Raw genomic sequence first — 25,978 nt, 5'->3', positions numbered from 1 at the left:
CTTTTTTAGACAACCAGGGGGCCGTGTGGAGCATCTGTTCAAGTCAACGCTGGCGCTGTGCCTGACGCTGGGGGCCTTGGCCCAACCCGCGCTGGCCGAGGAGGAGGGCGCAGCGCGGCGGGTCGACGTCAACGAATATTTCGTGCGCGGCAATACCGTGCTGGATGCGGCGGCCATCGAGGAAGCGGTGTACCCGTTCCTGGGCCCGCAAAAGACCCTCGGTGATATCGAAGGCGCTCGCGATGCGCTGCAAAAGATCTACCAGGCGCGTGGCTATCAGTCGGTGTTTGTGGAGCTGCCGGAGCAGAAGGTCGATGACGGCATCGTCTACCTGCAAGTCAGCGAAACCAAGGTCGGCCGCGTGCGCGTGGTCGGCGCCAAACACTATTCGCCGGTGGAAATTCGCGAAGACGTGCCGGCGCTCAAGGAAGGCGCGGTGCCGGATTTTGCCAGTGTGCAAACCCAGCTCGCCGGGCTTAACCGGGGCGTCGGGCGCCAGGTCACGCCGCTGGTACGCGAAGGCGCGCGGCCAGGCACCATGGACGTGGACCTGCAAGTGGAAGACCAGAACCCCTGGCACGCCAGCATCGGCCTGAACAACGACTACAGCGCCGACACCGAGAAGCTGCGCACCGTGGCGACCCTGGGCTACGACAACCTCTGGCAAATGGGCCACAGCATCTCGCTGACCTACTTCACCGCGCCCCAGGACAGCAGCAATGCCAAGGTCTGGTCGGGTTCCTACAGCGCGCCGCTGGATGAGCGCTGGACCTTGCAGTTCTCCGGCTACCAGTCCGACAGCAACATCGCCACCATCGGCGGCAGCAACGTCTTGGGCAAAGGCCATTCCTACGGTGTGTCGGCGATCTACAACCTGCCGGCCAGTGATAACTGGGCCAATTCGTTCTCCTTCGGCGTGGACTTCAAGGACTTCGATGAGCAGCTCAAATTGGGCAGCAATGCCGACAAGGTGCCGCTCAAATATGCGCCGTTCACCTTCGGCTATAACGGCTATCGCTACAGCGAGCAATCGGCCCTCAGCCTGGGCCTGAACCTGGTGGTCGGCACCCGTGCGTTCTTCGGCTACGGCAGCGATGCCCAGGAATTCGAATACAAGCGCTACAAGGCCAGCCCGAGTTTTGCGGTGCTTAAAGGCGACACGACGTACACCTACACCTTCGCCAGTGATTGGCAGTCGGCAACCAAGGGCGGTTTCCAACTGGCCTCCGGGCCGTTGGTGTCCAACGAGCAGTATTCCGCCGGTGGCGCCACTTCGGTGCGCGGCTACCTGGCGGCAGAGCGCACGGGGGACGAGGGCCTCCTGTTCTCCCAGGAAATGCGCACGCCCTCATTGGCCAAGTTTCTTGGCAGCTACGTGCAGGAATGGCGCTTCTACGCGTTCGCCGAAGGCGCGCGCCTGCGCCTGCAAAAGCCGTTGGCCGAGCAAGAAGACGAATACAGCCTGGCCAGTGTCGGCCTCGGCACCCGCGCCAGTTTGAGCAAATGGTTATCCGGCAGCCTGGACTGGGGCTACCCGCTGCTCGATGGACCGAACACCCAGAAACAGGACTCGCGACTGCACTTCAGTGTGCAGGCGACTTTCTGACCCTTTCTCCCGGAGACTTCACCATGCAACGCCTATTTCTGAGCCTGTTGATCTGCCTGGGCTTCGCGCTTCCGGCCACCGCCCATGCCTGGTGGCAGGACGATTGGCACTACCGCAAACAGATTACCGTGGACACTACCGCCCAAGGCGCGGGCATCAATCAAGCCCTGGGCCGCACTGCGCTGCTGGTGCGCCTGCACACCGGTAATTTCACCTTTGATGGGGTGAAGGACGATGGCAGCGATTTGCGCTTTGTCAGCGCCGATGACAAGACCGTGTTCAATCACCAGGTCGAAAGCTTCGACCCGCTGATGGGCATGGCGCTGATCTGGGTCGACGTGCCCAAGGTCGAAGGCGGCCAGCGCCAGGAAATCTGGATGTACTACGGCAATCAAAAAGCCCCGGCCATCGCCAACGGCCAACTCACCTTCGATCCGAACTACACCGGCGTCTACCATTTTGACGGGGCCAACGGCACCCTGGCCCGGGACACCACGGCCTACAGCAACACCGCGCTGAACGCCACCGGCGCCAGCATCGATGGCGTGATCGGCCGCGCCCTGCAGTTTGGCGGCCAGCCGCTGATGCTGCCGGCCAGCCCATCCCTGCAACACGCCGCCGGCAGTGCATTGACCTTCAGTGCCTGGCTGCGCCTGGACCAGGCCAGTGGCGAGCAAATCGTCCTGGCCCGTCGCGATGGCCCCCACAGCCTGTTGCTGGGCTTGAACCAAGGCACGCCGTTTGTGGAAATCGACGGCCAGCGCGCGGTCTCCACCCAACCGTTGAACCCGGGCCAGTGGCAACACCTGGCGTTCACCGCCGAGGGTGAAAAAGTCGCGCTGTACGTCAATGGCCGCGAAACCGCGAACCTGGCCGTGGCCCTGCCGGCCTTCACTACACAGACGGCGATCGGTGCCGATGTGCCGGAGGCGGGCAGTACGCACCTGCCGTTTGCTGGCGCCATGGATGAGTTGCGCCTGTCGAAAGTGTCGCGCCCGGCTGCGTTGCTGCTGGCCGATGCGAGCGCCCAGGGTGCCGAATCCAAGCTGGTGGCGTATGGCGTGGATGAAGAACAGTCGGGCTTCGGTTTCGGCAGCCTGGGCTTTTTGCTCAAGGCCGTGCCGATTGACGCCTGGGTGATCATCCTGGTGCTGGTGGCGATGATGATTCAGTCGTGGTTCATCATGCTGCGCAAGAACCGTCAGGTCGGCCGCGTGAGCAGTGCCAACGAGATCTTCCGTGAGCACTTTGCGCAGATCGGCACCCGCCTGGAAATGTATGCCGATGACGCCCAACTGGCCGAGCGCCTGGGCCACTCTTCGCTCTGGCGCCTGTACCTGGTGGCGGTCAAGGAGATCCGCACCCGCCGTGCCCAGGGCGCAGATACCTCATCGGTTTCGGCGGCCACCATCGAAGCAATCCGCTGCTCCATGGACGGCGTGCGTACTCGCGAAAACCAGGCCCTGAGCTCGAAATTGTCGACCCTTTCCAATGCCATCGCCGGCGGCCCTTACATCGGTCTGCTGGGTACGGTGCTGGGGATCATGGTGGTGTTCCTCGGCACGGCCATGGCCGGTGACGTGAACATCAATGCCATCGCCCCCGGCATGGCGGCCGCCTTGCTGGCCACGGCCATGGGCCTGTTCGTGGCGATCCCGGCGCTGTTTGGCTACAACCGCCTGATCACGCGCAACAAGGAAGTCAGCGCCGACATGCGCGTATTTGTCGACGAGTTCATCACCCGCCTGGCGGAAATGCACGGCGAGAGCCAGTTCAGTGAAGCCGCCCACTCGCGCGGCCACCACGCCTCCGTTCCGGCCTGAGGAGAATCAGCATGGCTTCCGTAAATGCCGCCCACGACGATGACGATGACGCCGCCGTCGACACTATTAACATCACGCCCCTGGTGGACGTGCTGATGGTGGTGCTGGTGATGTTTATCCTCACCGCCACCGCCCAGGTGTCGGGTATTCAGATCCACTTGCCCAAGGCGAGTGCTTCGGTGTCGCTGTCCGAGGCCAAGACCAAGGCCATCTCCGTCAACGACGGCGGCCAGGTGTTTCTCGACGCCTACCCGGTAACGCTGGGCGAGCTGGAGGAGCGCCTGCGCATCGAGAAGGCGCAGAACCCGGACTTCCCGGTGATTGTGCGCGGCGACGCCATGGTGCAGTACCAGAAGGTGATCGAGGTGCTCGACTTGCTGCGCCGGCTGGAGCTGTCCCAGGTCGGGCTGGTCACCGGCAAGCCGAGCCAGGGTTGAACCATGACCGCACAGATGCCGATCCCGCCCATGCCCGTGAAGAACAAGCTGCTGCGCCCGCTGAAGTGGGGCGCTGGCCTGCTGCTGGCCGCCCTGGCGGCCTGGTTCCTGTGGCAGTGGGCCAATGACATGAGTGGCGTGCGCCGCGAAGCGCCGAAGGTGCCGACCATTATCCCGTTGCCGCCGCCACCGCCACCACCACCGGAAAAACCCAAGGAGCCCGAGCCCAAGGTTGAAGAAAAAATCCCGGAGCCGGTGCCCACGCCTGAGCCCGAAGAGGTTAAGCCGGCGGAAGAAGCCCCGCCTTCGCCCGCCGATGACTTGGCCAACCCGATGCAGATCGATGGCGATGCGCAGTCCGGCAACGACGCGTTCAACATCGGCGCCGGCAAGGGCGGCGGCATGGCCGGTTCCGGTGGCGGCGGCTTGGGCACCGGCACCTACAAACAGTACCTGGCGGGGCTGTTTCAACGGCTGCTGAGGGATGACCCCGAGTTACGCAAAAAGGCGTATGCGGTGCAGGCCGATTTGTGGCTGAGCGCCGCAGGCGAGGTTGTGCGTGCAGAGCTGGTGAAGTCCAGCGGCGATGCCGAGACCGACGCGCAAGTGCTCGCCGCCTTGCGCGCAACCCATGCCACACAACGCGTTCCAGCAGCCGTGACGATGCCGGTGCGCCTGTCGCTCAAGGGCCGACGCCCGGATTGATCACACCCATTTCTTGCAGGTTTTTACAGGAGTTGCGTATACATGATTTCCCCCGTGAATCGACTGACCCTGGCGGTCGGCATGGTCATCGCGACCCTGGTTGGCCAGGCGACGGCTGCCCCGGTTGCACCGTCGGAAAACGTCACGATCAACCTGATCCGCCTGCTGGTGCAGCAAGGTGTGCTGACCCAGGACGCCGCCAACGGGTTGATCGCCCAGGCCGAACAACAAGCCCAGCAGGCCCGGCAAGCCGCTGCTGCGCCGGTGGTTGCCAGCGGCCCGACGGCGGCGCCTGGTGATGTGCGCGTGCAGTACGTGCCGCAAGCGGTGCGTGACCAGATCCGTGACCAGGTCAAGGCCGAAGTCATGGCCACCGCCAAGCAGGAAAACTGGGCGCAGCCCAATACTTTCCCGGACTGGGTGTCGCGTGTCAGCTTCGACGGCGATATTCGCCTGCGTGACGAGTCGCGCTACTTCTCGGGCAACAACAGCAACGAAATCGTCGACTACGCCAAGCTCAATGAAAGCGGCCCGTATGACGTCAACAAAGACACCAACACCAAGTTGCCGCCATTACTTAACGCCAATAAAGACCGCGAAAACCTGTTTCGCCTGCGCGCTCGCCTGGGCATGAAAGCGCTGATTACGCCGGAGTGGACCGCCGGTATCCGCATCGGCACCGGCTCGGACAATAACCCGGTGTCCACCACCCAGACCCTGGGCGGCGGCTTCGGTAAAAAGGACATCTGGCTCGACCAGGGTTACCTGAGCTGGAAAGCCACCCCGGACGTGACCCTCACCGCCGGGCGTTTCGCCAACCCGTTCTATTCCACCGACATTTTGTACTCGCCGGACCTGAACTTCGATGGTATTGCGGCCAACTTCAACCATGCGCTGAACAGCGAGTGGGGCGTATTCGGCACCCTCGGCGTATTCCCCGTGGAGTACACCTCCGACGCGTCCAGCAGCAACGGTTTCGACAAGGAAGACAGCGACACCAAATGGCTGTTCGGCGGCCAGGTTGGCGCCAACTGGAAGATCAACCGCAGCAACAGCCTCAAGGGTGCGATGGCGTACTACCACTTCGACGATATCGAAGGCCAACGCTCCAGCCCGTGCAGGCCGTGGGCCGGCCAACCCGCCTGCGACAGCGACGGCTCGCGCCTGGCCTTTATGCAAAAGGGCAACAGCGTGTTCCTGCTGCGCGATATCACCCCCAACCCGGCCACACCTGGGTTGACCCCGCAGCCGCAGTTTGTGGGCCTGGCCTCCAAGTTCGACGTGCTCGACCTGAACCTGGCCTGGGACGCCGAGCTGCCCAGCGACTTCAAGTTGCGCACCCAAGGCAACTACATCCACAACCTGGCCTACGACAAGGGCGAGATGCTCAAGCGCAGCGAAGGCCAGATCGTCAACAACATCAACAGCAAGGGCCAGTTTGAAAGCGGCGGCAATGCGGCGATGGTGCAGTTCACCCTCGGCAACGCGTTCGAGATGCGCAAGCGCGGCGACTGGAACCTGTTGGCCGGCTACAAATACATCCAGCCCGACGCCTTGCCGGATGGCTTCAATGATTCCTCGTTTCACCTGGGCGGCACCAACGCCAAGGGCTATTTCGTGGGCGGCAACTACGGCATCGACAAGAACATCTACGCCAGCGCCCGTTGGTTGAGCGCCTCCGAAGTGTATGGCGCGCCGTTTGAAGTGGATGTGATGCAACTGGAACTCAACACGCGCTTTTGATGCGCAGGGAGATGCCACATGAACACGCGAATCTTAGGCGGGCTGTTGCTGGTGCTGGTGGCCACGGGCGCTTCGGCCGAAGGCATGGAGGAGCGCCTGCGCACTCAACTGCGTAGCACCACCCAACAGTTGCAGGCGTTGCAAAGCGAGCAGGCCCAGGCCAGTGCCGCGCGTATCGCCGCCGAAGCACAGGCCAAGCAGGCCCAGGCGCAGATCAAGCAATTGACGGCCGAGCTGGAAAAGGCCCGGGGTGCGGCCGAGCAATTGGCCGGCCAGCAACAGAGCCTGCACAGCCAGGCGCAAGCCCAGGTGACGGCGAGCAATGAACAGATCGGCAAGTTCAAGAAGGCCTATGACGAGCTCTTGGTTTTGGCCAAGGGCAAGGAAACCGAACGTGCCCGCCTGCAGGCGCAACTGAGCGAACGTGACACACAAGTGCAGCAATGTTCAGCCAAGAATCAACAGATGTACGGCGTGGCCCGGCAACTGCTGGCGGCTTACGAAAAAATCGACGTGGCCGAGGTGATGAGCATCCGCCAGCCGTTCGCCAGCAGCGCGCGGGTCAAGTTCGAGGAACTGGCCCAGGGTTTTGGAGATGAGCTATACCTTAATCGGTTTGATGCTCCGCACACCGCCCTTAATCAATGATCAACAAGGAAGAGACACTATGAGCGATGTTCAACTGATCTCCAGCGTCACCCCGCAAAGCCTCACCGAGTTGCTGCAGGAAGCCGGCTACCGGGTCAACCAGACCGAACAGAACGGCATCGTGCAACTGCTCAGCGCCAGCCAGGGCATCGGTTTTGCCGTGCGTTTTGGTAACGCGGCGGCCGAGCAGGGCAGCTACGTGGACTTCACCTACAGCTGCGCGCTGCGAGTACAAGGTGAACTGCCCAAGGGGCTGGCCGAGGTGTGGAACGCCTCGCGGCGCTTTGCCCGCCTGTCGTTGCAGGGTGAATTTTTGCTGATGGAAATGGACGTGGTGGTTGCCGGCGTGGGCGCCGCGCACCTGCGCAGCCAACTGGAATTGTGGGACCGACTGCTGCAGGAGTTTATCGTGTACCTGCGCGATTACAGCCAGCAAGCCGCGCAATTGCAGGCCCAGGCGGCCGCAGCACCGGTGGATGAAGAGGCGCCTGTCCTGTGAAAAAACCAACCCTGCTGGTCGGCGCCGGTGCGCTGACATTGCTGGTCGTGGCGGTAGGGTTGAGTCTGCGACCGGGTGCTGACCCGGTCGCCGCTCAGCAGCCGGCGCCGGGCGTGAACACCGAAGGCGCAGGCCCGGCGGTGGCGCGCCTGGGTAACCAGCAGATCGACCTGCCTGAACTGCAACGCGTATTGGCCGGCTTGCCGGCTGAAACCCGCGAACAACTGCGCGGCAACCGTGGCGCACTGGAAGCCTGGATTCGTTCACGCCTGGCGCAAAAAGCCGTGCTCGAACAGGCGGATGCCCAGGGCTGGCGTCAGCGCCCGGAGGTGGAGCAGCAGACCCGCGCCGCCACTGAGCAGATAGTGTTCCGTGACTACATGCTGTCGGTCAGCCAAGTGCCGGCCGACTACCCCAGCGCAGCTGAATTGCAGCAGGCCTACGACAGCGGCAAGGCCCAATGGATGACGCCGCCGTTGTACCGGGTCAGCCAGATTTTCCTCGCCGTCAATGACCCGCAAAACCTCGACAGCGTGCGCCGCCAGGCCCAGGAACTGAGCCGCAAGGCCCAGGCTGCACCGGCTGAATTTGCCGCCCTGGCCACACAATATTCCCAGGACCCTGGCACCGCTCAACAAGGCGGTGACTCCGGGTTGCAACCGTTGCAGCAACTGGTGCCGGAAGTACGTGGCGTGGTTTCGCGCCTCAAAGTCGGCGCGGTGTCGGATGCGCTGCAAAGCGCGGCCGGTTTTCATGTGCTCAAACTGACCGGCCAACAACCGGCACGCACCGCCAGCCTTGATGAGCTGCGCGAACGCCTCACCCAAGCCTTGCGCGCCCAACGCCAGGAACAGATCGCCAAGGCCTACCTGGAAGGCATGCTCAATACCGCGACCTTGAGCATTGACGGTGCCGAGCTGAACAAGGTGCTGGAATAACACCGGCCTGGCTTGGCACTGGATGTATCGACCGACACGACAGGGAGTCTCCCATGGCATATTTAGAACCGTCCGGCCCTCAGGGGGCTGCAGCCTATCGCGCGCCAAACGAGCCGCGCAGCGCCTGGCTGGCCCTGGCAGAGGAGATCGAGCCGGAGGTGGTGCGCTACTTTTTGGTCAGCGCGCGGTGTGGCTGTTTTATGCAAGCCGCGCGCAGTTTGAATATCAAGGCCACGCTGTTGCGCAAGCGCCTGGCGCAGTTGGAAGAGCAACTGCGCCGCTCACTGTTCAGCTATCAAGGCAATGGCTTGGCGCTGAGCCGCGACGGCTTGCAACTGCAAGCGCAACTGGTGAGCCTGGCTCGCGAGCGGCGCCTGCCGGTGATGGTGCAACAGCCGCTGATACGCCTGGCCGTTGCTGAGCCGATCCTGCATGACATCCTCGGCCGCGACCTGATCGCGTTGTTGCGCCGCAATGCCAGTGTGCGTCTGGAGATCATCTCCATCGACAGCCAATTGTCGTTGCAGGCGGTGGATGTGGACGTGGTGTTATGGCTGTCGGATGCCGACGGGCCGGTACCTGGGCCGAGTTTTGCCACCGAGCCGCCGCGGCGCCTGGCGCTTTTGCAGTATTTGCCGCATATCGCCAAGCGCTATTCGCGGTTGACCACGCGCCCGGACAGTGTGGAAGACCTGGATGACTACATGCTGGTGCAGTGGCAGCCGGATGTGCAGGTCGAGGCCTTGCAACCCTGGAACAGCGTGGTCGAACAGCGCTTGGCGGCGGTGGTGAAAGTGCAGGCCTATTCGCTGATGCTGGAGATGATTCGTTGCGGCGCGTGCATTGGCCTGCTGCCGCACTACATGGGCAGCTTCGACCGTGGGTTGGTGGCGTTGCCCGGGTTGATGGGCGAGACCATGCAGCGTCAGGTGTGGCTGGCGGTGAATGCCCAGGCGCATGATGCTGAAGCGGTGCGGATGGTGGTGGAGCTGATTGTGGGGACGTTTGAAGGGCGGCGGGAGTGGTTTGATTGACGGGCTGCTGAGTACCGAGAGGCATCCTGTTTCATGTGTGTTGTAATATATCGAGACAACCTCGCCAGTCTCCGCGGACTGCGCCATGAAACAGAGTGAAGAGTGATGCAGGCCACCCGGTTGACCTTGATTTGCCATGCCGTCACGCCGCTGCAAAAGCGCGGGCGTTTTCCCGATGACGAGTCTGTCGCGATGGATTGGCAAGGAGCGGCGTTATCCCTGGCCGGGCGTTTCAAGAAAACCATGCGGTTAGTCAGCGCGCCCGAGGCCAGAAGCCGTCAGACGGCGGGCCTGTTCGGTGCCGACGCGCAGATCGAAAATGCTTTGCGTGATGTTGATTTCGGCGCCTGGAAAGGCCAGGCCATCGATCAATTGGCCCCCGATGCGTTGGCGGCCTGGATGACCGACAGCGCCGCCGCACCCCATGGCGGTGAATCGGTAGAGCAGCTCTGCACGCGGGTTGGGCACTGGATCAAATCCCTCGAAAGCCACGCCGGCCATGTCGTGGCCGTCACCCACCCCTTCGTGATCCGTGCCGCCTTGCTGTACGTCATGCAATTTCCTCTCTCGAAGTTCTACTTGATCGACGTCGAGCCGCTGTCCGCCACCGAGCTGCGCTTCAACACTGTATGGCGCCTGCGCCTGGAAACTCACGCCGAGTGCCATGAACATGGCAAAATCCACGCCCCGCAATGAGAGCACCCCATGAAACGCATCCTGATCATCGGCATTGGCGCCGGCAACCCTGACTACATCACGATGCAGGCCGTAAAGGCGCTGAACCGCACCGACGTGTTTTTTCTGATGGACAAGGGCCAGAGCAAAGACAAGCTGATCGACCTGCGCCGCGAGATCTGCGAAACCTACATCACCGAGCCCGGTTACCGCTTCGTCGAGGCCGATTGCCCCGAGCGCGTGCGCGGTGATATCGACTACACCACCGCCGTGCAGGACCTGAACCGCGACAAGCAACTGACCTTCGAGCGCATGATCAACGAGCAAATGGCCGACGGTGAAGTGGGCGCTTTCCTGGCGTGGGGCGACCCGGCGCTGTACGACAGCACCATCCGCATCTTGCAGGCGATTCTGGCCAGCGGCCGTTGTGCGTTTGAGTTCGAAGTCATTCCTGGCATCACCAGCGTGCAGGCTTTGGCGGCCCAGCATAAGGTGGCGCTCAACCGTATCGGCCGCTCGATCGAGATCACCACCGGGCGCCGGCTGGCGGCGGGGCAGGCAAGTGATGCCGATACCTTGGTGGTGATGCTTGATGCCGAGGACTCCTACCGCACTGTGGCCGACCAGGATATGGATATTTACTGGGGAGCCTACCTGGGCACCCCGGATGAAATACTGATCAGCGGCAAAGTCAGTGAAGTGGCCGACGAAATCCAACGGGTGCGCAAGGCTGCGCGCCTGGAGAATGGCTGGATCATGGACACGTATCTGTTGCGCAAACCCTGAGGTTGATGCCCATGTTCAAACTGTTCGCCCTGGCGCTGGCGTTAGTCGCCGGTGCCGCCCACGCCGATGATGCCTTGCACACGGACTTGCCGTTGGCCTACCTGGAGCAGACGCAGAGTGATGCGCGCAACCAACCCCTGGTGATCTTCCTGCACGGGTTTGGCAGCAACGAAGAAGACTTGTTTGGCATCAAGGACGCGTTGCCGTCCACCTGGACCTATTTGTCGGCCCGCGCGCCGATGCCGGTGGACCCCAGTGGTTATCGCTGGTTTGCCAAGAAGCCCGGGGAGGGTGATTACGACGGCGAGACGGCGGATTTGCAGCGCAGCGCCCAGCTGATTGAACACTTTGTCAGCAAGGCCACGGCCAAGTACCACACTCAAAGCGATCGGGTGTTCCTGGTGGGGTTCAGCCAGGGCGCGATCATGGCGTATGAGGTGGGCTTGCGAAAGCCTGCCATGGTGCGCGGGATTGCGGCGCTGAGTGGCAGCGTGTTGCCGGTGCTCAAGGCTGAGCTCAAGCCTGATGAGTCATTGAATAAGCTGGCGATTTTTATCGGCCATGGCACCTTGGACCAGGCGCTGCCGTATGCGTCGGCCACCCGCGCCAATGAGGTGTTGCTGGGGCTGGGGCTGAAGCCTGAGTTTCATGGGTATATGGGCATGCCGCATACCGTGAGCGCGGCTGAAATACAGGACCTCAAAGCCTGGCTGGAAAATAGTTTGAAGTAAAAACGCGGTTAAACAATGTGGGAGCTGGCTTGCCTGCGATAGCGGTGTATCAGTCACCCAATAGGTCGACTGGTAAATAGCTATCGCAGGCAAGCCAGCTCCCACAGTTGATGTGTGTTGTTTGTTAAACCAGGTTACTTGCCGCCGGTAATCTGCTTCACCAGCTCAGCATGCCCCTTCACGTCATCCGCCCGCGAAATCGCCTGGATCACCAGCAGATGGTTGCCCGAACCGCCGAGGAATGTGGAGTTCAGGGTCTTGCCACCGCCTTGGGTCGCCGTACTGTCCACCTGGCGCAGGCCCAGGCCTTTGAAGGTCAGCTTTTTCTCGTTTTGCTTCTTGAAGTCGGGCAGGGCAGCGCTCTGGTCCTTGACGAAGTCCGCCACGGCACCATCGAGAAACTGCGGGTCATTGTCCTTGATGGTTGCCCCATCGTTGCGCACGGTTTCGGCGACGATCACGACACTTTTCGTGGTCGAGTTCGCGTACAGCGTGCCTTGGGTGTCGGCGGTGCCATCCTCGACCTTGCCAGTCGGCAACGTGTCAGCGACGAAAGCCTTGGGCAGGTTGAAGGTGAACTTGCCGCCCAAGGTCGAGATGGTCTGGGTGGCAGGGGACTTGCTGGCGGCGAACACGCTACCGGCGGTAAGCGCAAGGGCCAGCAGGACGGCGGTCTTGGTGAAAGTGGCCATGAAACGCTCCAGGGATGAACGAAATTGCGGCATATTCTGTCAGAAATTTCGCAATATCGTTCATCCCTAAGTTCACACCTTGTCGGACTCCTCTTGAAGCCGGTCCATCTCGAACAGCCGCGCCAGTTCCGTGCGGGCTTCCTGGGCCGATTGCAATACTTTGGCCGCGTCGTCATACACCGCGTGTTGAGCGGCGAGTAACTGGTGGTCGTGGTTTTTGAATCGATCAATGCGTGCATCGGCCTGGGCCTGGCTCAAGCCGAGGCCGACCAGGGTGCGACGGCTCATTTCCAGGCTGGAGTAGAAGGTCTCGCGCACCGGCGAGGCGTCCAGGTCGACCAGGCGGTGAACGTGCTGGCGGTTACGTGCGCGGGCGATGATTTTCATGTGCGGATAAAGGCTGCGCACCAGGGCGGCGGTCTTGATATTTATTTCCGGGTCGTCCATGGCGATCACAAAAAACTCGGCTTGGTCGACCTTGGCTGCATGCAGGATTTCCGGGCGCTGCGGGTCGCCGTAGAACACCGGCATGCCGCCGAAGCTGCGGGTCAGCTCGATGGTTTCCACCGAGGTGTCGAGGGCAATGAACGAGATGTTTTGCGCGCGCAGGATCCGCGCGACGATCTGGCCCATACGGCCCATGCCGGCGATCACCACGCGGGGCGCATCGCTTTCGATGGTGCGGTATTCCTCCGGCACCTCCACGGTCTTGGCCTTGTGTTTGAACAGCTTGGGGCACACCAGCAACAGCAGCGGCGTCACCGCCATCGACAAGGTGATGGTCAGCACCAGCACATCGTAAAGGTGCGGCTCGAACAGGCCCTGGTCGCGGCCGATCTTGAACACCACAAAGGCGAACTCACCGCCCGCCGCCAGCACGATACCGAGGCGCAAGGCGCTTTCGCGGTTGAGATCACCCACCAGCCGGCCCACGGTGTACAGCAGCGGCAGTTTCAGGCCGATCAGCAGCAAGGTCAGCCCGATCACCATCAACGGCGTGCTGAGCAGCAGGCTGAGGTTGGCGCCCATGCCCACGCTGATAAAAAACAGGCCCAGCAGCAGGCCCTTGAACGGCTCGATCTGGGATTCCAGCTCGTGGCGATATTCCGAATCGGCCAGCAGCAGCCCGGCGAGGAAGGCACCGAGGGCCATGGACACACCCACCAGTTCCATCAGCCACGCGGTGCCGATAACGACCAGCAGCGCGGTGGCGGTGGACACTTCGCGCAGGCCGGTCTTGGCGACGATGCGAAACACCGGGCGCAACAGGTAGCGCCCACCGATGATCACCACGGCGATGCTGCCCAGAATCTGCAGCACGTGTTGCACGCCCTGGGCTTCGGTCGTCGGGTGATCGCTGCCGGCCAGCAGCGGCACCATGGCGATCAGCGGGATCGCCGCGATGTCCTGGAACAGCAGGATGGCAAAGGCCAGGCGCCCGTGGGGCTGGTTGAGTTCCTTGCGTTCGGCCAGGCTTTGCAGGCCAAAGGCAGTGGAGGACAGCGCCAGGCCCAGGCCCAGCACGATTGCACTGTTCCACGGCTGACCAAATAGCCACAGCGCCGCCACGCCCATCACCACGCCGGTGAGCACCACCTGGGCCAGGCCGACGCCGAACACCGCCTTGCGCATCACCCATAAACGTTTGGGCGACAGCTCCAGGCCGATGATAAACAGCAGCAACACCACGCCCAGTTCAGAAAATTGCGCCACGCTCTGCGGGTTGCCCACCAGGCCCAGCACGGACGGGCCGATGATCACACCGGCAAACAGATAGCCCAGCACGGCGCCCAATTGCAGGCGCTTGGCCAAAGGCACGGTCAACACAGCGGCGAGCAGGAACACCACGGCTGCTTGTAACAGGTTGCCTTCATGGGGCATTGAGATCTCCCAGATCTTTAAAGCGAATCAACAGGGCGTTATTAGCGCCTTTTTTACATTTGGAAACTTGTATTTATGTCGCGACAGTCAATGGATGCTGGCTGTAATCCCATTCTGACAGGGAGTTTACGAAAGTATTAATACCATTTAATTCAATGACTTTTCTGTAGGTCTACTACCGTTTCGACAAATTGGATCAATTGTCACCACGGTCAGGTATCTCGAATTCGATGCGTGTGGATCAATAAAGTTGAGCTTGTACGCACCCATGGATGAAAGGCTTGGACCACAAGGAGTTGAGCGTGGATAAAAGACTTGCTACTGCCGTTGTACCTCGTATTTCTGCGCTTTCTCTTGCTATTCGCCTCGGCGTAGCGGGGCTGGTGATGGGCCTTGCAAGCCCCGAAGCGATGGCGGCCTGCTCGCCCGCAAGCCCCACGGCGGGTGCCACGGTGACGTGTACGGGGGTGCCGTCGTTACCGCTGTTTCTGAACACCTTCTCGAGTGCGGTGAATGACCTGACGGTCAACGTCAACCCTGGCGCGCAGCTCAACGCAACGTTGGGCGGCATTGCGTTGAACCTGACCGGTAACAACACCACACTGAACAACTCCGGCACCATCGACCCGGCGCTGCTCGGGTTTGTATCCGTGCTCAGTGGCGGTGTGGTGGTGGGCAATACCGCGGCCAGTACGGTGAATATCACCAACACGGCCACCGGGATCATCCGCGGTACCGGCGCACTGCTGGGGCTTAATCTGACTTCGTTGGGTGGTGCGGCGCTGAACGTCACGAATGGCGTCGGTGGCACCACCACCCTCACCAACGCCGGCACCCTCGGCTCCAGTTCGTTGCTGGGTCTTACGTTGTTTGCCTCTGACACGCCAGTGGTCGCCGTGCAAGGTGGCGGCCAGGTCAACATGACCAACAGTGGCACGCTCACCGGGCGGGTTGCCTTCGAGGCGTCCACTTTGGGTAATACCTTCGTCAACAGCGGGACCATTTCCGGCGGCGTGTCGATGGGAGCAAACAGCACCAACACCTTTACGGCGGTGACCGGGTCGAGCGTGTCCTCGGGTGGCGGTATCGGCTTGAGCCTCGGCGGCCTGTTGGGCGTAAACCTGACGTTTGCCCCCACCGGCCAGGTGGATGGCGGCGCAAACGGCAGCAACACCTTGATCCTGCAAAACCCCGGCGCCACCGGCAGCAGCGGCACTGGCACGGCGTCCAGCGCCACCTATGTCAACTTCAACAACCTGACCATCAACGGCGGCACCTGGACGCTGCAGGGGCCGTTGGTCAGCGGCAGCACAACGCTCAATGGTGGCATTTCGCAGTTCGATAACAGTGCGACGTTCGGTACTGGGGCAATCACCGCCAATGGCGGGGTTATCGAGGCAACGGCCAATAACCTGACGCTGGCTAACCTGCTCACGCTGGGCACCGGCGGGTTGACCGTCCAGGGCGCCAATACCGGGCTGACCCTGGGCGGCGTGCTCTCGGGCACCGGCGGCTTGACCAAGGCGGGCACGGGTCAACTGATCCTCAATGCCGCTAACACTTACACCGGCGCCACCACGCTGTCCGGCGGTTCGGTGCAGTTGGGCAATGACCTGGCGCTGAGCAGCGGCGCTGTCACCGTCACGGCCGCATCGACTTTGCAGGCGCCTGGCACAGTCAGCCTTGCCAACACGTTCACGCTTAACGACAACCTGACGACCGATGTGGCCGGTACGCTGAGCCTGAACGGCGCCATTACCGGCAACGGTGGGCTTACCCAGAGCGGCGCGGGCAGCCTGACGCTCAATGGCGTCAACACCGGCTTCAGCGGCGCCACCAACCTGGGCGCCGGCACCCTGGTGCTGGGCAATAACAATGCCCTGGGCAGCGGCAACCTGAATGTGACAGGTACTGCCAACCTGGACACCAGTGGCGCCTCATTACTGAACAACAATGTCGTCTTGACCGGCGATCTCAGCCTGCTCAACGCCAACCCACTGACCCTGAGCGGCGTGATGTCCGGCGTCGGCGGCCTGACCAAAACCGGCGCGGGCCTGCTGACCCTGGCCGGTAACAACACCCGCAGCGGTGTAACGTCGCTGAATGCCGGCGGCTTGTTGCTCAGCACCAACACCGCCCTGGGGACGGGCGCGCTGAATACGGCTGCGGGCACTTCGCTGGACGCCACGACGGCGGTGACCCTCGCCAACGCGGTCAACCTGGCCGGCAACCTGGGCATTGGCGGCACCGCCGACCTGACGCTGGCCGGTACGATCAATGGCGCTGGCAGCCTGACCAAAAACGGCGCCGCCAATCTAGTGCTCAACGGCGTCAACAACTTCCTGGGCGGCACCACGCTCAATTCGGGCACCCTGACGGCGGGCTCCAACTCAGCCCTGGGTCTGGGCAACTTGACCGTTGGCGGCGCGTCGACGCTGGACAGCAGCGGGGCATTCAGCCTAGGCAACAACGTTGTGCTCAACGCCGGGTTGACGGCCGGCGGTACCAATAACCTGACCCTGGCGGGTGTGCTCAGTGGGGCAGGGCCGCTGACCAAAAGTGGCCTGGCCAACCTGACCCTCAACGGCAACAACACCTTCAGCGGCGGCACCAACCTCAATGCAGGGACCTTGACCCTGGGCAACGCCAATGGCCTGGGCAGCGGCGCCTTGACCGTCGGCGGTGCGGCGACCCTGGACACCAGCGCGTCCTTTGGCATCGGCAATGCCATTGCGCTGAATGCTGACCTTACGGTCGCCGGCAACAACGACCTGAGCCTGAACGGCGTGGTCAGCGGCGCTGGCAACCTGATCAAAAATGGCTTGTCCGACCTGACCCTGGCCGGCAACAACACCTTCACCGGCGCCGTGAACGTGGTCTCCGGCAGCCTGACGTTGCTCAATGCCAATGCCTTGGGCAGCACTTCCGGGGTTAATGTGAGTGCGGGCGCCGGGGTCAACCTGGCCACTGACGTCAGCCTGGCCGGCTTGAGCGGCAGCGGTAGCGTGCAACTGAGTGGCGCCAACAGCTTGACCGTTGGCGGGGTCAACACCACCAGTACCTTTGATGGTGATTTGAGTGGCGCTGGCGGGCTGATCAAGGTCGGCACCGGCACTCTCAACCTTACCGGCATCAATGGCGTCACTGGCAACACGGCGATCAATGCAGGCACCTTGAACCTCAGTGGTTCCCTGGCCAGCGCCCAGGTCAATGTCAACAACGGCGGTACGCTGACCGGTACCGGTTCGTTATTGGGCGCGTTGAACGTCAATAACGGCGGCCATTTGGCCTTGAGCAGCGGCAATACCTTGTCAGCCGGTGCACTGAACATGGTCGCGGGTGGCAACCTGGATGTTGCCCTCGGTGCGCCATCCCTCACTTCCTTGCTCAATGTCGGCGGTAACGTGGCGCTCGCCGGCAACCTGAACGTCACCGATGCCGGTGGTTTTGGCGCGGGCACTTATCGCCTGATCAACTACACCGGCGGCCTGACCGGTGGCCTGACGGTAGCGGGTGTTCCCGTGGGTTATGGCCTCGGCGATCTGCTGGTACAAACCTCGGTCGGCAACCAGGTCAACCTGGTGGTGTCGGCGCCCAATATCCGCTTCTGGGACGGCAGCCAAGCTATCGCCAACGGCGTGGTGGATGGCGGCACGGGCGCCTGGACCGCCGGCGGTACCAACTGGACGTCCGCCGACGGCTTGACCAACTCTCCTTGGTCCAGTGGCTTTGCGGTGTTCACCGGTGCTGCCGGTACGGTCACCGTGCAAGGCCCGCAAGCCTTTACCGGCCTGCAGTTTGTCACCGACGGCTACAGCCTGGTCAGCGGCGCAGGCGGGCAATTGACTGCGATCAATGGCGGCAGTGGCAATGTATCGATGCGTGTAGATCCGGGCGCAACCGCGACCGTCGGGGTCAATATCGATGGCGCCGGCACCTTGAACAAGCTCGACACCGGCACCCTGGTGCTCAACGGCGCCAACACCTATACCGGTGGCACCTTGCTCAATGGCGGCGCGCTTATCGTCGGTAGCAACACTGCACTGGGCGGCGGCCTGTTGACGACAGCGGCCGGGACGACACTGGACAGTAATGCTGCCATCACCTTGGGCAACACGGTGCTCTTGAACGGCGACACCACTGTCGCGGGCGGCAACGCGCTGACCCTTAATGGCGGGATCAGCGGCGTTGGCGGCCTGATCAAAAACGGCGCGGCCACTTTGACCCTGGGCGCAAGTAACACTTTCCTCGGGCCTGTGGCCTTGAACGCGGGTGGGCTGATCCTGGCCGCCAACAATGCCTTGGGCGCTGGCGCGTTGAATGCGGCTGGCGGCACGACACTGGATGCCAGTGCGGCGGTCACTGCCAATAACGCGATCAACCTGGCAGGCAACCTGGGTATAGGCGGCACGGCTGACCTGACCTTGGGCGGTGCAATCAATGGTGCTGGCAGCCTGACAAAAAATGGCGCAGCCAACCTGATTCTCAATGGCGCCAATACTTACCTCGGCGGCATGACGCTGAACGTGGGCACATTGACCCTGGGCAATAACCTCGCGCTGGGCCTGGGCAACCTGACGGTGGGGGGTGCATCGACGCTCGATAACAGCAGCGCGCTGAGCATCGGCAATGGTGCTGTGCTGAACGCTGCGTTGACGGTGGCTGGCAACAATGACCTGACCCTGGGAGGCCTGCTCACGGGCACCGGCGCGCTGGTCAAGGATGGCGCGGCCAACCTGACCCTCAATGGCCTCAATGCCTACAGCGGTGGAACGACCGTCAATGCGGGTACCTTGACCCTGGGCACCGCGACAGCCCTCGGGACGGGCGCCTTGACGGTGGGCGGCGCGGCCAACCTAAACAATGGCACGCCACTGGTGCTGGCCAATGCGGTCAACGTCAATGCCAACCTGACGGTGGGCAGCCTGAATAACAACCTGACGCTGGCGGGTGTGGTGGGGGGGAGCGCCAATCTGATCAAAACCGGCACTGGCGACCTGGCCCTGACTGGCAACAACACCTTCTCCGGCCTGCTCGATGTGCAAGCAGGCAGCCTTACCACCGTGGGTAATGGCGCGCTGGGCGCAGGCGCCGGGGTCAACCTGGGCAGTGGTACGCAATTGAACCTGGGTGGCTCGGCCAGCCTGGGTGAACTCACCGGCAACGGCGTGGCCGTTGTTGGCACCGGCAGCACCTTGAGTGTCGGCAGCAATAACCTCGACAGCACGTTCGGCGGCGTACTCGCCGGGTTGGGCGGTCTCAACAAAATCGGCAGCGGTGCCTTGACCCTCGGCGGCCTCAGCGTGTTGACCGGTGACACCCAGGTCAACGCCGGCAGCCTGCTGGTCAACGGCGCGCTGGCCAGTACCAACGTGAACGTGGCTAATGGCGCCACCCTCGGCGGCACCGGCACCCTGGTGGGGGCCGTCAACATTGCCGACGGTGGCCACCTGGCCGTCAACTCGGGCAACACCCTGACAGTCGGCTCGTTGGTGCTCAATACCAACTCCAACCTCGATGCCGGGCTCGGTGCCCCGTCTACCGGCGGCACGGCGCTGATTCATGTGGGCGGTAACCTGACCCTGGATGGCACGCTGAATGTCAGCGATATCGGTGGCTTCGGCCCCGGTATCTACCGGTTGATCGACTACACCGGCGGCCTGACCAATAACGGCCTGCAGCTGGGCAGCTTGCCGGTGAATATCCCGGCCACCGACCTGGACCTGCAAACAGCAATCGGCAACCAGATCAACCTGCTGGTCAACGGCAACACCACCGTGCAGTTCTGGGACGGTAGCCAAACCACCGGTAATGGCAGCATCGAGGGCGGCAGCGGTACCTGGACAAGTGGCGCCACCAACTGGACAGGCGTCAACGGTTCGTTCAACGCCGCCTGGGCGCCAAACAGCTTTGCGGTCTTCCAGGGCACGGCGGGTACTGTCAGCGTGGACGGCGCCCAAGCAATTACCGGTCTGCAATTTGTCACCGACGGCTACAACGTGGTCGGCGGCACGGCGGGGGCCTTGACCTTGTTCAATGGCACCGGCGGCAACACCGCCGTGCGCGTTGATCCGAATGCCACCGCGACCCTGGGCGTCACCCTCAATGGCGGCGGTACTCTGGCCAAGCTGGATGCGGGCACCTTGGTGCTCAATGGCGCCAACACCTACACCGGCGGCACCGCGCTCAATGGCGGTACGTTGGTGGTCGGCAATAACAGTGCGTTGGGCAGCGGTGCGTTGACCGCGTCCAATGGCACCACCCTGGACAGCAATGCCGCTGTCAGCCTGGCCAATGATGTGAACGTCAACGGCACGCTGACAGTCGGCGGCAGCAACGCGCTGACCCTGGCCGGCAGCGTGGCCGGCACCGGTAGCCTGATCAAAAACGGCATCGCCAGCCTGACCTTGAGTGGCAACAACACCTATGCAGGGCCGACGGCATTGAACGCCGGCGGGTTGATCCTGGCCTCTAACACTGCGCTGGGCACCGGCGCGCTGAATGCGGCGGCAGGCACCACGCTCGATACCAGCAGTGCAGTCACCCTGGCAAACGCCGTGAACCTGGCGGGCAACCTGGGCATTCTCGGCAGCGCCGACCTGACCCTTGATGGGTTGGTCACCGGGGCTGGCAGCCTGGCTAAAAGTGGGGCGGGCAACCTGACACTCAACGGCAACAATGCTTACCTCGGCGGTACGCAGTTGAACGCAGGTGGCTTGGTACTGGGCAATGGTTCGGCACTTGGCACCGGCAGCCTGGCCGTCAACGGCGCAGCGACGCTGGATACCAGTGCCGCAGTGGCGCTGGCCAATAACACCACGCTCAATGCTGCGCTGACCGTGGTTGGCAGCAACGACCTGGCGCTTGGCGGTGTGGTTGATGGCACCGGATCGCTGATCAAGAACGGCACTGCCAACCTGACCCTCAACGGCGCCAATACCTACAGCGGCGGCACCACCCTTGCGGCCGGTACGCTGACTGTCGGCAATGCCACGGGCTTGGGTTCCGGCGCCTTGACCGTCAATGGAGCAAGTACGTTGGACAACAGCGTGCCGCTGGTATTGGCGAACGCCGTCACCTTGAATGCCGACCTCAGTGTGGCCGGTAACAACAACCTGACCCTGGCGGGTGTGTTGGCCGGCAATGCGGCGCTGATCAAAAATGGCGCGGCGGACTTGCTGCTCAGTGGTAACAACACCTTCACCGGTCCACTCAATGTGCTCGGCGGCAGTGTGACCACTACAGGTAACGCGGCCTTGGGCAACACCTCCGGCGTCAACGTCGGCAGCGGTGCCAGCCTCAACCTGGGTGGCAATGCCAGCCTCAATACCCTGACCGGTACCGGCGCGATTCAAGTGGCGGGCGGCAGCACGCTGGCGGTGGGTGGCAGCAACCTCGACAACACCTTCGCAGGCACGCTCAACGGTGCCGGTAACCTGGATAAAAACGGCACCGGCGTGCTCAACCTGAGCGGCACCAATGGGATCAGCGGCGCGGCCAACGTCAATGGCGGCACTTTAAATGTGAGCGGCTCACTGGCCAGTGGCACGGTGGCGGTGAACAACGGCGCGACGCTGGCCGGTACTGGCTCATTAGCGGGTGCGGTGACGGTGGCTGATGGCGGGCACATCGGCCTGAACGCCGGCAGCACGCTGTCGGTGGGCTCGTTGGTGCTGGGTAATAACGCCAACCTGGACGTCGGCCTCGGCGTGCCGGTGGTGGGCGGTGGCAGCGGGCTGCTGAATGTCGGCGGCGATCTGACCTTGGGCGGCAAACTCAACGTCACCGATATCGGCGGCTTTGGCAGCGGCGTCTACAACATCATCAACTACGGCGGGGCACTCACCAATAATGGCCTGGCCCTTGGCAGTTTGCCGGGCAGTGTGATTCCGGGCGATGTGCAAGTGCAGACGGCCATCAGCAACAAGGTCAACCTGCTGGTGACTGCGCCCAATACCACCGTGCAGTTCTGGGACGGCGCCAACCTGATCGGCAACGGCGCCATCGACGGCGGCAACGGCACCTGGGGCACTGGCACCACCAACTGGACCAACGTTGACGGCACCCTCAACCAGAACTGGAACAACAGCTTTGCAGTGTTCCAGGGCGCGGCGGGTAACGTGACCGTGGAGGGCACGCAAAACCTCACCGGCATGCAGTTCGTCACCGATGGCTACAACCTGGCCTCCGGCACGGCGGGCGTGCTCAACCTGATGAATGGCGGCACCGGCAACACGGCGATCCGTGTCGACCCGAACGCCACCGCAACGTTGGGCGTCACGCTCGGTGGTGCTGGCACCCTGGCCAAACTCGACACTGGCACCTTGGTGCTTAACGGCACCAATACCTACACCGGCGGCACTGCGCTCAATGGCGGCACGCTGGTGGTCGGCAATAACAGCGCGCTGGGCAGTGGCGCACTGACGGCGGCCGACGGCACCACCCTGGACAGCAACGCGGCCGTCACACTCGGCAACGCTGCGGTACTCAATGGTGCACTGGCCATCGGCGGCAGCAATGCGCTGACGCTTAACGGCAGTATCAGCGGCAATGGCAGCCTGCTGAAAAAAGGCGCGGCAACCCTGACGCTCAACGGCGCCAACACCTACAGTGGCGGCACCGGCCTGAACGCCGGGCAACTGACCCTGGGCAATAACGCCGCATTGGGCAGCGGCGCGCTCACCGTCGGCGGCGCTGCGGCGCTGGATGGCAGCACCGACCTGCAACTGGCCAACGCCATCAGCCTGAGTGGGCCGCTGACCCTGGTCGGCAGCAATGCACTAGCGCTTAACGGCGTGGTCAGCGGCACCGGCAGCCTGGTGAAAAACGGCAACGGTGCGCTGCTGTTGACCGGCGCCAACACCTACAGCGGTGGCACCACCCTTAACGGCGGCACCACCACCGGCAACACCAACAGCTTGCAAGGCGCGATTGCCAACAATGCGGCCCTGACCTTCGAGCAAGGCACCGATGGCACCTACACCGGCAACCTTACCGGCGCAGGCGTGCTGAATAAAACCGGCACCGGCGCGTTGCTGTTGACTGGCAACAACACCTTGACCGGCAACACCAACGTCAACGCCGGCAGCTTGCTGGTCAACGGCACCTTGAACAGCGCAGCGGTGCAGGTAGCCAGCGGCGCGACCCTTGGCGGCAGCGGCAGCCTGGGCGGTGCTGTGACGATGGCCGATGGCTCGACCCTCAAGGCCGGGGCGGCGACGCCGCTGTCGGTGGGTTCGCTGGCGTTGTCGTCGGGCACTGCCCTGGACTTCGCCCTCGGCGCGCCTGGCGCATCCACCACGGCGGTGAATGTGGCGGGCAACCTGACCCTTGATGGCACGCTCAACGTTACCGATGCCGGGGGCTTCGGCCTCGGCGTTTATCAACTGTTCCGCTACGGCGGCGCGTTGACCGACAACGGCCTGACCCTCGGCTCGCTGCCGGTCGGCGTGGGTAATCTGAGCCTGCAAACGGCGCTGGCCAACCAACTGAACCTGCTGGTGCAAACCACGCCGGGGCAAATCCAGTTCTGGAACGGTGGCACCACCAACCCTGACGGCACTATCACCGGCGGCAGTGGTACCTGGGGCCCAGGCACCAACTGGACCGATCCAACCGGTACCCAGGGCCAGGCGTCAAATAACCAGTTTGCCGTGTTCGGCGGGCAGGGCGGTACGGTCACCGTGGTCGGTAACCAAGGCTTTACTGGCCTGCAATTCCTTGACCCTGGTTACACGCTGACGGCAGGCGCAGGTGGGACCTTGTCGCCAACCGGTGCCGCAGTGGTGCGTGTCAATTCGGGCGTCACTACCGAAGTGGCTGCGCCAATCGTGGGGGCCGGGTCGATCAACAAACTTGACGCCGGCACCTTGCTGTTGACCGGCGCCAACACCTATTCCGGTGGCACGACCGTCAGTGGCGGTACGCTGGCCGGTAACACGCTGAGCTTGCAGGGTCGCATCCTCAACAATGCGCAACTGTTGTTTGTCCAACCCACTAACGGCACCTTTAATGGTGTATTGAGCGGAACCGGCAGCATTACCAAACAAGGCGCAGGCGCGCTGTTGCTGACCGGCAACCAGCCATTCAGCGGCACGGTGGCGGTGGACCAGGGCGTACTGCAAGTCGGCAACGCGGCCAACCCAGGCGCGGTGTTTGGTGGGCAGGTGACCGTCGCCAACGGTGCAGGCCTGACCGGCAACGGCAGCGTCGGCGCGTTGGTCAACAACGGCAGCGTCACACCTGATAACGGTAAGCTGACGGTGGCCGGTAACTTCACTAATGGCAGTACCGGCGCGTTGAACCTGCTCATCACCCCATCGTCGACCGGCTCCCTGGCCGTTGGGGGTACGGCGAACCTGGGCGGCACGTTGAATGTGGTCAACCTGGCGCCGTACGCCGGCCCGGCCACCTACACGCTGCTCACGGCGGGTGCAGTGAACGGCACCTTCGGCACCACCAACCTGGAGAACCTGGCGTTCCTCAATACCGCGTTGAACTACAGCCCTACTCAGGTGGCGCTGGCGGTTAGCCGCAACAACGTCAGCTACGCCAGCGTGGCAGCCACTGGTAACCAACGTGGCGTGGCCGCCGCGTTGGACAGCGGTGCCGCGGTGGGTGGCGCAACGGTGCAGAACGCGCTGCTCAACTCCAATGTTGCCGGGGCGCGCGCCGCGTTCGACAGTTTGTCCGGGGAAATTCATGCCAGCACCGCCAGCGCCATGCTCGAAGATTCGCGTTACGTGCGTGACGCGGTCAACGAGCGCCTGCGTCAGCCCGGCTGCTACCGCGAAGATGACCCACGCAACAGCCTGGCGCCCAGCGAAAACCGCCTGAGCAGCGCCGGTTGCCACGGCGAAATGGTCGGCTGGATGCGTGTGTTGGGCACCTGGGGCCACATGGGCGGCGACAGCAACACCGCCAAGCTGGACCGCAACCTCGGCGGCTTCCTGCTCGGCACCGACAAACAAGTGGATGACGCCTGGCGCGTCGGTGTGGCCGCCGGCTACACCCGCAGCGACCTGGACGCCAAGCGCCGCAGCTCCAGCGCCGACGTCGACAGCTACCACTTGATGGCCTACACCGCGTACCAGCAGGAAGCCTTCGCCGCTCGCATGGGCGTGGCATACAGCTGGCACGACATCGAAAGCAAACGCGATGTGGCCGTAGGCGGCGTGGGGCAACGCCTCAAAGCCGACTACAAAGCGCGCAGCGCGCAAGTGTTCGGTGAAGTGGGCTACACCATTGAAACCGGCAAAGTGGTAGTAGAACCGTTCGCCGGCCTGGCTTACGTCAACTACGACAGCGACACGATCAAGGAGAAAGGCGGTTCGGCGGCCCTGCGCGGCGATGCCGATCAGGACGTGACCTTCTCGACCCTGGGCGTGCGCATCGGCCAGACCATCACCTTGGGTAACGGCTCGAAAATCACCCCACGGGGCAGCATCGGCTGGCGTCATGCCTTTGGCGACACCAAGCCGGATGCCGACCTGAGCTTTATCAACGGCGGTGCATCGTTCAGCACCCAAGGTGTGCCGATCGCCAAGGACAGCGCGGTGGTGGAAGCGGGCGTGGACTACCAGATCAGTCAGAATGGCAAGTTGGGCCTGGGCTATTCCGGCCAATTGTCGCGCAACGATAAAGACCATGCGATGACGATCAGCTTCTCCCTCGGTTTCTGATCAAAGCCGAGTATTTTTAACCGCCCGAAAGGGCGGTTTTTTTTTGGAAATATTTCTTAACGCTATTCGATGGTTTGCCAATAGAGCAGGGTTGTTGCT

General features: G+C 62.8%; 15 protein-coding genes. 13 read left to right on the top strand and 2 right to left on the bottom strand.

The window, feature by feature from the left end; all coding sequences use genetic code 11:
- The first annotated feature begins 25 nt into the window (after nt 1-25).
- From GIW48_RS05885 to GIW48_RS05830, 12 genes are all read left to right on the top strand, one after another.
- On the top strand, nt 26-1,606 hold the full coding sequence (locus tag GIW48_RS05885) for a ShlB/FhaC/HecB family hemolysin secretion/activation protein (protein ID WP_170039727.1): 1,581 nt from the start codon (nt 26-28) through the stop codon (nt 1,604-1,606).
- A gap of 23 nt (nt 1,607-1,629) precedes the next feature.
- Complete coding sequence (locus GIW48_RS05880; protein WP_236463031.1) at nt 1,630-3,429, top strand: DUF2341 domain-containing protein; 1,800 nt, start codon at nt 1,630-1,632, stop codon at nt 3,427-3,429.
- An 11-nt stretch (nt 3,430-3,440) separates the two neighbouring features.
- A complete protein-coding gene (locus GIW48_RS05875) occupies nt 3,441-3,866 on the top strand; it encodes an ExbD/TolR family protein (protein WP_017139644.1) in 426 nt (141 codons plus the stop codon).
- Nucleotides 3,867-3,869: 3 nt separating this feature from the next.
- The gene (locus tag GIW48_RS05870; protein WP_099549254.1) at nt 3,870-4,571 is read left to right on the top strand and encodes an energy transducer TonB family protein; all 702 of its coding nucleotides are present in this window, start codon (nt 3,870-3,872) and stop codon (nt 4,569-4,571) included.
- 42 nt (nt 4,572-4,613) lie between these two features.
- Nucleotides 4,614-6,314, top strand: a complete 1,701-nt coding sequence (locus GIW48_RS05865) for a putative porin (RefSeq protein ID WP_099549255.1) — start codon at nt 4,614-4,616, stop codon at nt 6,312-6,314.
- 18 nt (nt 6,315-6,332) lie between these two features.
- A complete protein-coding gene (locus GIW48_RS05860) occupies nt 6,333-6,962 on the top strand; it encodes a hypothetical protein (RefSeq protein WP_017139641.1) in 630 nt (209 codons plus the stop codon).
- Nucleotides 6,963-6,981: 19 nt separating this feature from the next.
- Nucleotides 6,982-7,461 (top strand): YbjN domain-containing protein, encoded by a 480-nt coding sequence (locus GIW48_RS05855; RefSeq protein WP_099549256.1) that lies wholly within the window; start codon nt 6,982-6,984, stop codon nt 7,459-7,461.
- Nucleotides 7,458-8,399 (top strand): peptidylprolyl isomerase, encoded by a 942-nt coding sequence (locus GIW48_RS05850; RefSeq protein WP_017139639.1) that lies wholly within the window; start codon nt 7,458-7,460, stop codon nt 8,397-8,399. The genes GIW48_RS05855 and GIW48_RS05850 overlap by 4 nt, the downstream gene beginning before the upstream one ends.
- Nucleotides 8,400-8,452: 53 nt before the next feature.
- Nucleotides 8,453-9,433 (top strand): LysR family transcriptional regulator, encoded by a 981-nt coding sequence (locus GIW48_RS05845; RefSeq protein WP_017139638.1) that lies wholly within the window; start codon nt 8,453-8,455, stop codon nt 9,431-9,433.
- Between the two features lie 105 nt (nt 9,434-9,538).
- Complete coding sequence (locus GIW48_RS05840; protein ID WP_236447468.1) at nt 9,539-10,129, top strand: histidine phosphatase family protein; 591 nt, start codon at nt 9,539-9,541, stop codon at nt 10,127-10,129.
- Between the two features lie 9 nt (nt 10,130-10,138).
- Complete coding sequence (gene cobF / locus GIW48_RS05835; protein ID WP_236462656.1) at nt 10,139-10,894, top strand: precorrin-6A synthase (deacetylating); 756 nt, start codon at nt 10,139-10,141, stop codon at nt 10,892-10,894.
- Nucleotides 10,895-10,905: 11 nt separating this feature from the next.
- Nucleotides 10,906-11,625 (top strand): alpha/beta hydrolase, encoded by a 720-nt coding sequence (locus tag GIW48_RS05830; protein WP_236462659.1) that lies wholly within the window; start codon nt 10,906-10,908, stop codon nt 11,623-11,625.
- 134 nt (nt 11,626-11,759) lie between these two features.
- On the opposite strand, the gene GIW48_RS05825 is transcribed toward GIW48_RS05830, so the two are convergent.
- Nucleotides 11,760-12,317: a hypothetical protein gene (locus GIW48_RS05825; protein ID WP_017139634.1), complete on the bottom strand. Its 558-nt coding sequence runs from the start codon at nt 12,315-12,317 to the stop codon at nt 11,760-11,762.
- A gap of 72 nt (nt 12,318-12,389) precedes the next feature.
- Entirely contained in the window at nt 12,390-14,198 is a 1,809-nt protein-coding gene (locus GIW48_RS05820) for a monovalent cation:proton antiporter-2 (CPA2) family protein (RefSeq protein WP_099549260.1), read from the bottom strand.
- Between the two features lie 302 nt (nt 14,199-14,500).
- Here GIW48_RS05820 and GIW48_RS05815 point away from each other — a divergent pair, with 302 nt between their 5' ends.
- Nucleotides 14,501-25,879 carry an autotransporter-associated beta strand repeat-containing protein gene (locus GIW48_RS05815; protein WP_236472924.1) on the top strand — a complete coding sequence of 3,793 codons (11,379 nt, stop codon included), beginning with the start codon at nt 14,501-14,503 and terminating at the stop codon, nt 25,877-25,879.
- The last annotated feature ends 99 nt before the right edge of the window (nt 25,880-25,978 follow it).

The sequence above is a fragment of the Pseudomonas sp. PA-6-3C genome (assembly GCF_021605825.1).
Classification (GTDB): Bacteria; Pseudomonadota; Gammaproteobacteria; order Pseudomonadales; family Pseudomonadaceae; genus Aquipseudomonas; species Aquipseudomonas edaphica.
The sequence above is the reverse complement of the archived record's forward strand: the minus strand, read 5'-3'. Positions and strand labels throughout refer to the sequence as shown.